Raw genomic sequence first — 12,004 nt, forward strand, 5'->3', positions numbered from 1 at the left:
GTCTTCATCAGCCTTGAAGACGAGCATGGCGACGTCCAGGTCATCTGCCACCGTGCGATCTGGGAGAAGTACCGCCAGACCATGATGGGCGCGCGGCTCATGGGCGTGAAGGGTCGCTGGCAGCGCGCCGATGGCGTGTGCAACCTGATCGCCGGCTATCTCGAAGACCGCACGGACATGCTGGGAGCGCTCAAGACCAAGAGCCGGAACTTTCACTAGGCCGGCCACGCGGCGGCACTGCGTACGCAAAGTTACCAGACATGCAGCTTGCAGCTGGCACGTCAGAGTCCGCCATGCCCAAAGAACCTCTGTCAGCGGCCAAGGCCTGGGAGGGCGCCCCCCTCTTCTCGTTCGACACCAATCTCATTCAGAAGGCGAGATACAGCTTTGCGCAAGGTGCGCTGCATCAGCTGCCCAAGCAACTGCCGGAGTCCATCGCCTTCAGCTCCCGGAGATCGCGGTCAGCGAGATCGTGAAGCACCCCATGGAGCCTGTGCACACGCTCTTCGCGTCATTTTTGACTGTCGTCTTTGTCAGTTTCGCCCCTACGCATGACGCCTTCGGTCGCTGATGATTTCTGCTCTCATCACCAACCTGAAGCGACCATGAAACGCTATCTGATTGAACGCGACATCCCAGGTGTCGACAAGCTGACCTCCGAACAAGTCGCAGCGACTGCGAAGGCCGGAACGGCCGCCGTCGAGGCGCTTGCAGGCGACGTGCAGTGGGAGCAGTCCTATGTCATCAAAGACAAGACCTTCTGCGTCTTCCGAGCCACCGATGAACAAGCAGTGCGGGAGCACGCGAAGCTGGCTGGCTTCCCGGTTTCGAACATCTCCGAAGTGAACTCCATCATCGGCCCGGTCGGTTCGTCCAGCTGAGCCTGATTAAGCGTCACCACGCTTTGGGCCCGAATGCGCCGGGCTCCAACTAACGATTTCAGTCGCACACCACCACTCGAGATGGGTCGCATTGCCCCCCCGTGGAACGCCGCCTCGCAGCGGCGTTCCCTTTTCCCCCAAGGAGTGAAACGTGTCACACCTCACCATGAACAAATTTCCCAAGTTGACCGTGGCCGCCGCGGTCCTGAGCCTGCTCTGGGCTGCGCAAGGCGTCCATGCGTCCAGCCATCGCGAAGCCCCGGACATCGCGATGAATCCTTCGGTCGACGGAACCGACCTTTACATGTTTCGCAGCTATGAGCCGGGACGCTCGGCCTTTGTGACGCTGATCGCGAACTACAACCCATTCCAGTCGAACCTGGGTGGCGGCAATTACTACCAGTTCAATCCGAACGCGCTCTACGAGATTCACATCGACAACACCGGCTCGGGCTCCGAGGCGATCACCTTCCAGTTCAAGTTCACCAGCAAGTCGGCTCAGGTCGCTGTGCCTGTTGGGTCCAAGTCGAGCAAGATCCCTCTCATCGTCTATGGACCGGCCAGCAGTGCGGGTGCTTCTCCCGCCCTCAACCTGACGGAGAGCTACACGGTGAACGTGGTGCGTGGCGATCGCCGCACGGGCGCCAGTTCGCCCATCACCAATGCCGCGGGCGGCACGACGCCATCCGTGTTTGCCAAGCCCGCCGACAACATTGGTGACAAGGCCTTCGGTGGTGCGGGCGGCTATGCAGCCTACGCCAGCAAGTTCGTCTACGACGTCAACATCCCGGGCTGTTCGACGCCCGGACGCATGTTCGTCGGCCAGCGCAAGGATCCGTTCTATCTGCTCGACGGCAAGCTCTTCGACCTATTGAACTTCAATCTCACTGGTCCCGAAGTCGGCGGAAACAACAATGACCTCGAGTCGTACAGCGTGGGCACCCTGGCTCTGGAAGTTCCGATCTCCTGTCTGACTGCTGGCAGCGATCCGGTCATCGGTGCCTGGACCACCGCAAGCCTCCGCCAAGGGCGCCTGCTCAACAGCGCGCCGGGCACGGGTCTCTACACCACCGCCAAACAAGGTGGCGCCTGGACGCAGGTCTCGCGACTGGGCAATCCGTTGCCGAACGAAGTCATCATCGGCCTCGACGACAAGGACAAGTTCAACTCGTCCAAGCCGAAGAACGATGTCCAGAACTTCAACGACTACTTCGGCAACCCGGCGTTCCCGACGCTTATTCAGGCCGTCTTCCCGCAGTTCACTGCACCGACGAACTTCCCCCGTACGGACCTGCAGACCGTCTTTCTGAAGGGCATCAAGGGTCTCAATCAGCCGGCAAATCTGACCACGCCGTCCGAGATGATGCGGCTGAATACGTCTATCCCTCCGACGGCCGCCGCAATGCAGAACCCGATGGGTGTTGCGGGTGGTGATAACGCTGGCTACCCCAACGGACGCCGTCCGGCGGACGACGTCGTGGACATCTCCATTCGCGCGGCGATGGGTCTGCTCTGCCAACTCACCGGTGCGAACGACGCGTTGCAGATCGGCTGCCGTCCTTCAGACGCACCGTCTGGTCTCGTGCCGTTCACTGACGGCGTCCGCAAGACGGCTGCCAACTACGGGACTGCCTTCCCCTATTTGACGACCCCGCCCAGCGGTAGCCTCAACCCGAGCGCGCCCGCAGGTACGGCTTATCCCTGAGGAACATTCAGATGAAATCGCAGAACAAGGGCAAGTACGTTGCCTGGTCTGCCGTCGCGTTGGCCGCCTTCGTCCTGGCGGCTTGTGGCGGCGGTAGCGACGATGCTCCGCCCAGCGTGGCGCCAGATCCCACGGTGAGTGTGCCGGCGAATGCGAACGACTCCATCGACGTCTTCATCGGTTACCTGCAGCGATTGGTGATGCTCACCCCTGACGGCGTCGAGCCGGTCGACACCTCCAGCGTTGTTCCCCCGACGGACGACAAGGCCGAGCCCGTTCCCGTCAACTGATGGCGATCTGGGGAGCGCCGTTAGGCGCTCCCCCTTGCCAATTTCCCATGAACATGAAGGACAGGCTGGGCCTTGTTGCCGGCGCGCTGCTCATCGCGACTTGGGCGCACGTTGGAGCAGAGCCCATCGTGCCAACAAAGGACTACGAGGTCATCGAAGTGCTTCCGGCATCGGCCGGCGGTCGATCCGAGTTGCGCAACATGCGCAAGCTGGCGGCTGCCAAGCCCGCAGATGCCCGCCTCGCAGCGGTTCTCGCACGCAGGTATCTAGACCTGGCCAGGCGGCATGGCGACCCTAGATTCGCTGGCCAGGCTTTGGTAGCAATCGCCGCCTGGGAACACGAGGCTTCACCTCCGGCCGACGTGATGCTGGTGCGCGCTACGGTGCAGCAGTTTCTGCATCGCTTCGATGAGGCCAAGGGAACGCTTCAGCAACTCCTCGCGCGGCCGGAAGGTGAGGTCAATGGTCAGGCGTGGCTTGCGCTGGCAACGGTATTGCGCGTTCAGGGACGCCTTGATGAGTCGGATCAAGCCTGTAGAGGCATACCCAAGAGCGCCGAACAATATCGTCGGGCGTGCTTGGCCGAAAACCAAGGGTTGAAGGGGCGCATTGCCACGGCCCGCCGCGAGTTCTCCGAGTTGCTAGCTGAGAGGGCGCCTTCTTCTTCTGCACGCAGCTGGGTGCTGACTTCGTTAGCAGAGCTAGAACAGAGGGACGCGCGTGGCCCTGCTGCGGAGGCGGCGTTCCGTGCGGCGCTCGACGTGGAACCCAGTGCTTTCGTCGCGGTGGATGTCGCCGACCTCCTTATCGACCTTCATCGCCCGTTGGATGCCATGCACGTGCTCGACGGCTACGAGCGCACAGACGCCGTGTTGCTCCGACTGGCGATTGCTTCCCGCGATGCCAAGAGCCCCTATGCAGCTGAGTTTGCCAAGGAGATGCGCGAGCGAATCGCGCAGGCCAACTTGCGGCCTGATTCACGGATCCTGCACGGCCGCGAACAAGCTCTGTTCGCCCTTCATGTCGATGGCGACGCCAAAGCGGCACTCGTGCTGGCCATCGGCAACGTTCAATATCAGCGAGAGGCAATTGACCTTCTGATCCTCGCCCGCGCGGCGAGCGCCGCGGGTGATGCCGCCGGGCTCGCGCAAGCCAAGACCCTTCAGAAAGAGATCGGGCTCTACGACAGGCGGATCGATGCTGTTCACTAAGCTTAAGCAGCTTGTCGGCGCCGCTGCGCCGATTCTGCTCAGTCTGCCGTTGATGGTGTTCTCACCTGCGGCCAGCGCGCACAAGTCGAGCGACGCATATCTCCAGTTTCAGGCCTCTCCAGGTTCACTTCAGCTGCGATGGGACATCGCGCTGCGCGACCTCGACGTCGAGCTTGACATCGATACGAACGCCGACGGCGTGCTGACCTGGGCCGAAGTCAAGCAGAGCTTGCCGAAGATTGAGGCCTACGCGCTGGCACACATCGCGATCGACGGCTGCGCGCTCAAGCCCGCAGGCACAGCACTGGAGCGACGAAGTGATGGTGCCTATGCCGTCCTTTTCCTCAAGTCCGACTGCGACCTAATATCGCTGTTGGGCGTGCACTATGGCCTCTTTTCCGATGTCGACACGACGCACCGCGGAATCGCGAAGTTGCAACGCACAGGACAGGCCGTAGAGGTACTCCTACTTGATCCCAGTGGCTTCAGGGCTGCGCATGCACGTCCGGGATCAGTCGAATCGTCACAGCTGCATCAGGCGCGGTCCGACCGCACATCCGCCGGCCAGTTCTTGCTGGAGGGTGTCCATCACATCCTCTCTGGCTATGACCACCTGCTGTTCCTGTTTTGTCTGGTGCTGACGGCTCCCATTCAAAGGACCGGCAAAGTCTGGCGCGCCGTCGGCGACAGGCGGGCCGTGATTCTTTCGACAGCTGGGATCTTGACCGCATTCACCGTGGCGCATTCGATCACCCTGGCCTTGTCCGCGCTGAAGATCGCTTCAGTCCCACCAGCTGTGGTGGAGCCTGCCATCGCCGCAACCATCGTCCTCACCGCGGTGGACAACCTGGTTCCAATCTTTCCGCTGCGCCGCTCGATTGTCGCGTTCTGCTTCGGGCTAATCCACGGATTCGGATTCGCAAGCGCGCTGTCGGAGCTTGAGTTGGAAGTCACGCGATTCGTCGTGGCGTTGCTTGAATTCAACGTCGGGCTGGAGATCGGCCAGTTGACGGCAATGAGCGTTGCCCTGTTCTTGCTGTATCGCCTTCGGCGCTGGCGCTGGTATGAGGTCGTCGTCATCGGTGGCGGGTCGATCGTGGCCATCGCGATTTCAACCCTCTGGTTTGTCGAGCGCTTTTAGCGCGCCGTCACTCCGCTTCGCACCATCCATAGCAGCAAGTCGCGACTGCATCCGCACGCTGGCCCGCGGTGCGCACCCGCCCACCCTTCTTCTCTCAACCTCTCCCGATCCAGTGCTGCTCCCAATCCTTCGACCGACTTCACGACCAGCGCGTCAATCCGAGTCATCTCGCGGCCAGGCCTTACGCCACAGGGCTGGCTCAGACCGCGGCATGGTCAGCAAGTTGCTCCCTTGCGTATCGGCCTGTCTGCTTATTTGTGCAGCCGGTCGTGTCCACGCGGAGGATGCAGCCGCGGACGCCGAGAGTGCGACGCCTCCAAAGCTGGAGTCGGTTGAGATCACTGGGCGCCACTACGAAAACGGTGTGGGTACTTCGGACGCCGCATCGCAGGGCGTGGTGCGAGCAGAGCTGTTGAAGAGCCGCCCTGTACTCCGTCCGGGGGAAGTCCTCGAATTCGTGCCTGGCCTCATCGTCACGCAACACAGCGGCGATGGGAAAGCGAACCAATACTTCCTTCGCGGATTCAACCTGGACCATGGGACGGATTTCGCAACCACCGTAATGGGCTTTCCCGTCAACATGCCTAGCCATGCGCACGGCCAGGGCTATTCGGACCTGAACTTCCTCATCCCCGAATTGGTGGAGCGCATCGACTACCGCAAGGGGCCGTACTTCGCGCGAAATGGTGACTTCGCTGCGGCCGGCTCGGCCGACATCGACTACCGGCGGCGCTTGGACGGGCCGTTCACCGCTGTGACCATCGGCGACGACCGTTACAGGCGTGGGCTCGCTGCAGGGTCCACGGAGCTTGCCAGTGGCGCCCAATTGCTGGCCGCCTTGGAAGTGATGGGCAATGCAGGCCCATGGAAGGCGCCTGAGGATCTGGATCGACGCAATCTCGTGCTGACGTTGTCAGGCGAATCGGGGGGTGAGCGTTGGCGCGTCGGGCTGCTGAGCTACCGGGGCCACTGGACTTCCACCGATCAGGTGCCAGAGAGGTTGCTTGAAGCTGGTACCTACCAAGGACGTCCTTTTGGACGATTCGACACGGTGGATGCCAGTGATGGCGGCAACACACGACGCACCAGCCTCTCGGGCGAGTGGTCGCGCGACGCAGAAGGTACAAGCACCCGCGTCTCGGCCCATGCCATGTCGTATGGCCTGACGCTGTTCTCGAATTTCACCTATGCACTCGACCGTCCTGACACGGGCGATCAGTTTTTGCAAAGGGATGACCGCAGGGTCTATGGTCTGAACGCTAGCCAAGCCGTCGAGCATCAACTGGCGGGGCTTTCGGCGCGGTCCGAAGTTGGCTTGCAGGTACGCCAGGATCGCATTTCGGTCGGGCTGTTCGATACAGAACGCCGTTCGATCGTAGGCACGGTCCGAAATGACAGCGTACGCGAGACTCAGGTCGGCCTGTTCGGCCAGACTGGCATCGAACTCAACAATTGGGCGCGGGCCATCTTTGGGCTGCGCGTCGACCAGGCGCGCTTCGTCGTCGGTAGCCGAGTGCAAGCGGCGAATAGCGGCGCGGGCATCGCGACCCTGTACTCACCCAAGTGGTCGCTGGTGCTCGGGCCCTGGGCTCGCACCGAACTCTTCTTCAATGCGGGGCGAGGCTTCCACAGTAACGATGCACGGGGAGTGACAGCCCGCATTGACCCTCGCACCAGTGATCCCATCGAATCGGTACCTGGCCTGGCCAAGGCGCGCGGCTCCGAACTTGGCGTCCGCACCGAGTTCATCCCAGGACTTCAAAGCTCTTTGGCGCTCTGGCGCCTGGCCTTCGATTCGGAGCTTGTCTATGTCGGCGATGCAGGCACGACTGAGGCCAGTTTGCCAAGCAAGCGCCGCGGCATCGAGTGGAACATGCGCTATCTGCCAACGTCATGGTTGCTGTTCGATGTCGACCTTGCATGGACGCATGCCCGCTATGTCGGCGCCGTGCCTGGCCAGGATCGGCTTCCCAACGCCGTCGACAAAGTGGCCTCGATCGGAGTGACCTTGCGTGATCTTGGGCCTTGGTCTGCAAGCTGGCAGTACCGATATCTTGGAAGTGCCGCTCTGGTGGAGGACAACAGCGTTCGATCGCACCCTTCCTTGACGACCAATCTGCGCGTTGCCCGACGCTTCGGGCCGAAGACTGAAGTGACGTTCGACGTCTTCAACGTCCTGAACCGCAAGACCAACGATATCGAGTACTACTACGAGTCGCGACTTGCCGGGGAGAGTGCACCGGTTGCCGACAGGCACATCCACCCGGCTGAGCCGAGAGCACTTCGTGTGACGCTCAGGCGCGATTTCTGATGGGGGCCGGGTGCCCACCCGCCGCTCAAGGGGCCAAACGATCGCCGAGCAGTTCGCCTCTGGAGACACGCATATTGGCGAACTGCGCGCGGTAGTCGCTCGGCGTCATCCCGGTATGGCGCTTGAAGAGGCCGCGAAAGAATCCGATGTCGTCATAGCCGATCTTGGCGCAGACGGTTGCGATCGGCATGCTGCCCCGCTCAAGGAACTCACGCGCGGCGGCCACGCGCAGCGCTTGCACATATCCGCCCGGCAGACGGCCGGTGGCAGCCTTGAAACGGCGGATGAACGTCCGCTCCGTCATGTCGAAGCGATTGGCGATGTAGTCAACTGACAGCGACCGTTCGAAGTTGTCGCGGAGGTACTCTTCCACGGCTCTGATCTTGTCGTCGGCATGTGGCCGAGAGATGGGAATCAATCCGTACCCTGCCTGCTTCAGCCGCGGCATGCTCAGCAGCAAGGCCTTGGAACACTGCAGGGCGATCTCGTGCCCGCAGAATTTTTCGACCAGGTAGAGGCTGAGGTCGACAGCTGCATAGACACCGCCGCTGCACAACACCCGGCCGTCTTCGGTCACGAATTCGTCGGGGCACCACTGGACTTGCGGATAGCGCTCTCGGAAGACATTGACCGCTGCCCAGTGCGTTGTGCCCCGCCTGCCATCGAGCAGTCCGCTTTCGGCCAGGAAGGCGACGCCTGTGCAGATACCGGCGATGTAGGAGCCGCTCTCGTAGCGTTCTCGCAGCCACGGCACGAGGGCGGACTCGCGCATGATGCGATCCTGAATGTCGAGCCCGGAAGCTGGAAGCAAGACGATGTCCGTCTGAGTCACGTCGGAAATCGAAACCTGGGGCACCAGGCCGAGGCTGCAACTGCTGTTCACGCCGCCGCCGTCGACGGAGGCGATGCGAACACGGAATCGTGGTTCTCCCCCGACGCCCTGAAACGCGTTCCAAAGCGTCCCTGCGGAATGAAAGATCTCTATAGGCGCAACGGCGGTCGAGGCGAAGCTGCCTTCGGTGACCAGGACCGTGACGTCTAGAACGCGAGCGCGGGTGAGATTCGAACTATCCATGCTGTAAAGATTCCGGCCTCGTTGATCGTTTCCTTATGGATTCGGCCGGGCTGACCAGATGGTCGCAAGCCGCCGCTCAAGCAATGCATCCAAGGATATTCTTCCGCCGCCTAGGCTGACGACTAGTACCAGTGGAGTCGCCCACTGCAGATGCTCGGGCCAAGCCGCTGGGTACACAAGAAGCTGGATGACGGTAACGACCATCAGCAGCGCAAAGGCCGCAAGTCGGGTCCACAGGCCAATTGCCAGCAGCGCGCTGCCGACTAGTTCGACACCTACGCCCAACAGTGCGGCGACCGCTGGGGGCAGAAGCGGGAGGTGGTACTCATCCTCGAACAGAAACAGCGTGGTGTTCCAGTCCGCCAAGTGCGCAGAGGCGGAGCTAGCGAACACGGTCACAATGGCCGCACGGGCCACCAGGGTGACCAGCGATAGCGGCAGTACGGGCTTGCTGCCGATCACGTGCTTAATGACAAGCTGCCAGCGGGTCATAGGGCGGAGGTCAGTTGGGTTTTGTCGGCCTGCGTAGACGTCCATGCTGAGAACACGGAGTGCTGAATAAGCCATGCGAGGTGTCTTTGCACTGCGTCACCGTGCAGCCTGAAAGAGTCGCCCAGGCTCCCGCGCTTCAATTGCAGCATCAACGCGAGCAGTTCTGCCTCGATCGGCTCTACGGTTACGCCGTCTTCTGGGCGGTAGACCAGCAGATGAACTTGATCAAGTGCAGAGGTTGGAGTCGGCCAGGGTTCTCCCAATGCATGCTCTCGCCATGCATTGGCCGCGCTGGCGCTCGTCGTAATGAGTTGAGTAGCCGGATGCGGAACCAGACGCACCATCTTCAACATCGCGTCTGAGACATTGGCGAGTTCGCCCAGTGGACGCGCGCCCGGTGGAACGTCTTGAGTCATGTCGGCGTGCAGCGCAAGATTCAGTGCTGCATCCAGGCGGGCAACATCGCCGGCGACCGAGCCTCGTTGCGTCTTCAGGAATTCGGGGAAGCTAGTCCCGTACACCTCCAGCCAAGCGCTCTTAGGTGGATGCTCAAGGACGAAGACAGTGGCGTGAGCGTCGAAGTCCGTTTCGCCGAGCAGGGCCCGCGTCGCCGGGAAGGCGATGGACAGCGTGGCCCGCAGCGCGCTCTGGCACGTTGCTCGGTGGACGGCGATGGCACGCTCGAACTTGGCGTCGAAATGCTTCAGGTCGCTCGACGATGAAGAGCGCCAGATCGCGTCAAACACCGCTTCTTGGACGGCTGCCAGTGCATTCATAGTCTGATCTTCAGAAGGTATTCCTGGGCCACTTCGACCTCCGCCAACAACTCGGCGAGTTCCGGGATGTTGTTGTCCCGCTCGATGAGCGTCGGGCGAGGGCCGATGGTCCTCAAAGCCTCACGGAAGAGTGCCCATACCTGTGCAGGTACAGGTGAGCCGTGGTCGTCAACGAGCCAGGTGGCCCGGCCCGTCTGCGCCGCTGCATGCCCGGCCAAGTGATATTCCTGTACTGCGTTCGCAGGCAGGCCAGCGAGGTACTCGTTGGCGCTCCACCCATGATTTTGGGCGCTCAGGTATATATTGTTGATGTCGCACAATATTCCGCAGGATGTGCGACGGACCATCGCGCTCATGAATTCCGGCTCGCTCATAGTGGAATTCGTATATCCAAAATAGCTTGACGGGTTTTCTACGATAATGCGCCGGCCCAATTCGTGTTGAACTCTTTCGACGTTGGCACAAACAACTGCAAGTGCCTCGTCCGTCATGGGCAGTGGTAGCAAATCCGGCAGGTGGTACTCGCCGATTCGGTTCCAGCTCAGATGCTCGGAAACAAGGCAAGGTTGGATTCGTTGCACCAAGGCCTTGAGGCGCTTTAGGTGCTGTTTATCGATGGGGCCCACTGACCCGAGCGACAGTCCGACGCCGTGCAGCGAGATTGGATAGTCTGCACGGAGTGCTTCCAGCACCTGGGTAGCGGCGCTGTGCCCCATGTAGTTCTCAGCATGGACTTCGAGCCAAGCCACAGGGGGTTTGTCGTCGAGGACTGCCTGCTGGTGCTGAAAGCGCAGACCCAAGCCAGCGGAGCTGGGTAGGCCCGCGCAATCGGCATAGCTTGCCGCTCGCGGTCGGTGGGCTGCTGACACGTTAGCCTGTGGTCTTGCCGCCGGCGATCTTGTCGCAGGTACCGGCAGGGACCAGAACGATGGACTCGGGATCACGTTCCTTGGTAGCTTGACCAGCGCATGAATGCTTGCCGACGGCGCAGTCGTTCTTGCCGACGGCGTTGATGCCGTAGCACTTTTCCAGCTTCTGGGCCTTCGCGCGGGCGAGGTTGTCCTTCACGACTTGGGGCAGATCCGCTTGGGCAAGGGCGCTGAACGTCTGGGCGCTCAGAGCCAGTGCAACGACGCCGCCGAGCGACGCAGTCTTGATCAGGGTTTTCTTCATGGGATATTCCGTGTTGGGTTTCAAATAGGGCAATTGCCCCTTCAGCGCTATTCGCTGGTCGTGCGAATAACGGAATGAATTTTGTTGGAGTCGGTCGCCTGACCGTAGTGGGCAAGATTGACAAAGTGGATGGGCGATCCTGCCAATGCGCGCCTCGGGTGCGGACAAATCGAGTGTTGGGCTTAATTCGGTGCATATGCCGGCAATGGCCCCAAACTGGGGCGTAGATGCTCTGGCGTGACCCAAATCATCGACGCGGAAAGGTCGACTTGCCAGTTGGGCAGCCTTCCAAGGCATGAAATGGCCAATACATCCGATTCCCTGCCCGTTTGTCATTTACGCGTAAGGAGCCGCCCGCAAGCTGGAGTTATTGGTGCACCGCAGCATCAGCCGCTTGTCTCCTCCACCGCCTCTAGGGTGGATTCGGCCCTCCAGGCGTCTCGCCTGTCGAGGGCTGTTTTTTTGAACGCTGATGCAGCGGTGATCAGTCCGCGTTATGAAGACTTCCGATGCACCGTAGAAAGGCGAGCAGCAACTACGCCTGCGCAAGCAAGCTAGGAATCGACGAATAGCCAGCAGCTCTCTCGACGTGGCCGAGCAACCGGCCAGCCACTGCGTCCTTTGCGCGCACGCGGCGCATGTTTTCCAAGGCCCGTATGTCGACCAGCGTCAGATCGGCATAGGCCGCCATCGTTAGACCCGGGCCGATCGTGGGGAACATGGTCCATCCCTACCTGCGGCGCAGGCAGGGCAAGGAGGCTGTGACCTATCCGAGCAAGGCACTGGAGGTGGCGCTGGGCCGCACGCTTGGCGTGCCGCTCTTCCAGGAGCAAGTTATGCAGGTCGCGATGATCGCTGCGGGCTACACCGGCGGTGAGGCCGATGCACTGCGCCGCGACATGGCAGCCTGGAAGCGCAAGGGTGGCCTGAAGAAGCACTACGAGAAGAT

The 12,004-nt window shown here is 61.4% G+C and carries 13 protein-coding genes and 1 pseudogene; 8 read left to right on the forward strand and 6 right to left on the reverse strand.

Going from position 1 to position 12,004, the window contains the following annotated elements:
• The 7 genes from J2X20_RS29335 to J2X20_RS29365 all read left to right on the forward strand — a co-directional run.
• The coding region (locus J2X20_RS29335) for a hypothetical protein (protein ID WP_310265174.1) at nucleotides 1-219 on the forward strand (219 nt) is incomplete at its 5' end.
• Nucleotides 220-605: 386 nt separating this feature from the next.
• Entirely contained in the window at nucleotides 606-881 is a 276-nt protein-coding gene (locus tag J2X20_RS29340; protein WP_310273318.1) for a DUF4242 domain-containing protein, read from the forward strand.
• Nucleotides 882-1,032: 151 nt separating this feature from the next.
• Nucleotides 1,033-2,586 (forward strand): DUF4331 domain-containing protein, encoded by a 1,554-nt coding sequence (locus J2X20_RS29345; RefSeq protein WP_310273321.1) that lies wholly within the window; start codon nucleotides 1,033-1,035, stop codon nucleotides 2,584-2,586.
• An 11-nt stretch (nucleotides 2,587-2,597) separates the two neighbouring features.
• On the forward strand, nucleotides 2,598-2,876 hold the full coding sequence (locus tag J2X20_RS29350) for a hypothetical protein (protein ID WP_310273324.1): 279 nt from the start codon (nucleotides 2,598-2,600) through the stop codon (nucleotides 2,874-2,876).
• 47 nt (nucleotides 2,877-2,923) lie between these two features.
• Nucleotides 2,924-4,087, forward strand: a complete 1,164-nt coding sequence (locus J2X20_RS29355; RefSeq protein ID WP_310273327.1) for a hypothetical protein — start codon at nucleotides 2,924-2,926, stop codon at nucleotides 4,085-4,087.
• Nucleotides 4,074-5,228 (forward strand): HupE/UreJ family protein, encoded by a 1,155-nt coding sequence (locus J2X20_RS29360; protein ID WP_310273331.1) that lies wholly within the window; start codon nucleotides 4,074-4,076, stop codon nucleotides 5,226-5,228. Before J2X20_RS29355 ends, J2X20_RS29360 begins: the two co-directional genes overlap by 14 nt.
• Before the next feature lie 211 nt (nucleotides 5,229-5,439).
• A complete protein-coding gene (locus J2X20_RS29365; RefSeq protein WP_310273334.1) occupies nucleotides 5,440-7,539 on the forward strand; it encodes a TonB-dependent receptor in 2,100 nt (699 codons plus the stop codon).
• Nucleotides 7,540-7,564: 25 nt separating this feature from the next.
• Here the strand turns inward: J2X20_RS29365 and J2X20_RS29370 are convergent, their stop codons facing one another.
• The 6 genes from J2X20_RS29370 to J2X20_RS29395 all read right to left on the reverse strand — a co-directional run bounded on the left by J2X20_RS29370 (nucleotide 7,565) and on the right by J2X20_RS29395 (nucleotide 11,776).
• Nucleotides 7,565-8,614, reverse strand: a complete 1,050-nt coding sequence (locus tag J2X20_RS29370; RefSeq protein ID WP_310273337.1) for a GlxA family transcriptional regulator — start codon at nucleotides 8,612-8,614, stop codon at nucleotides 7,565-7,567.
• 33 nt (nucleotides 8,615-8,647) lie between these two features.
• Complete coding sequence (locus J2X20_RS29375) at nucleotides 8,648-9,106, reverse strand: DoxX family protein (protein ID WP_310273341.1); 459 nt, start codon at nucleotides 9,104-9,106, stop codon at nucleotides 8,648-8,650.
• The gene (locus J2X20_RS29380) at nucleotides 9,103-9,882 is read right to left on the reverse strand and encodes an HvfC/BufC family peptide modification chaperone (RefSeq protein WP_310273344.1); all 780 of its coding nucleotides are present in this window, start codon (nucleotides 9,880-9,882) and stop codon (nucleotides 9,103-9,105) included. The genes J2X20_RS29375 and J2X20_RS29380 overlap by 4 nt, the downstream gene beginning before the upstream one ends.
• Nucleotides 9,879-10,682 carry an MNIO family bufferin maturase gene (gene bufB / locus J2X20_RS29385; protein ID WP_310273347.1) on the reverse strand — a complete coding sequence of 268 codons (804 nt, stop codon included), beginning with the start codon at nucleotides 10,680-10,682 and terminating at the stop codon, nucleotides 9,879-9,881. The genes J2X20_RS29380 and bufB overlap by 4 nt, the downstream gene beginning before the upstream one ends.
• A gap of 70 nt (nucleotides 10,683-10,752) precedes the next feature.
• On the reverse strand, nucleotides 10,753-11,055 hold the full coding sequence (locus tag J2X20_RS29390) for a BufA1 family periplasmic bufferin-type metallophore (protein WP_310273350.1): 303 nt from the start codon (nucleotides 11,053-11,055) through the stop codon (nucleotides 10,753-10,755).
• A 535-nt stretch (nucleotides 11,056-11,590) separates the two neighbouring features.
• Complete coding sequence (locus J2X20_RS29395) at nucleotides 11,591-11,776, reverse strand: hypothetical protein (protein ID WP_310273354.1); 186 nt, start codon at nucleotides 11,774-11,776, stop codon at nucleotides 11,591-11,593.
• Here J2X20_RS29395 and J2X20_RS29400 point away from each other — a divergent pair.
• Nucleotides 11,742-12,004 (forward strand): annotated as a pseudogene (locus J2X20_RS29400) (hypothetical protein); the annotation flags it as partial. The gene J2X20_RS29395 and the pseudogene J2X20_RS29400 sit on opposite strands and share 35 nt — an antisense overlap.

This window comes from Roseateles saccharophilus (assembly GCF_031458095.1).
Lineage (GTDB): Bacteria > Pseudomonadota > Gammaproteobacteria > Burkholderiales > Burkholderiaceae_C > Pelomonas > Pelomonas saccharophila_A.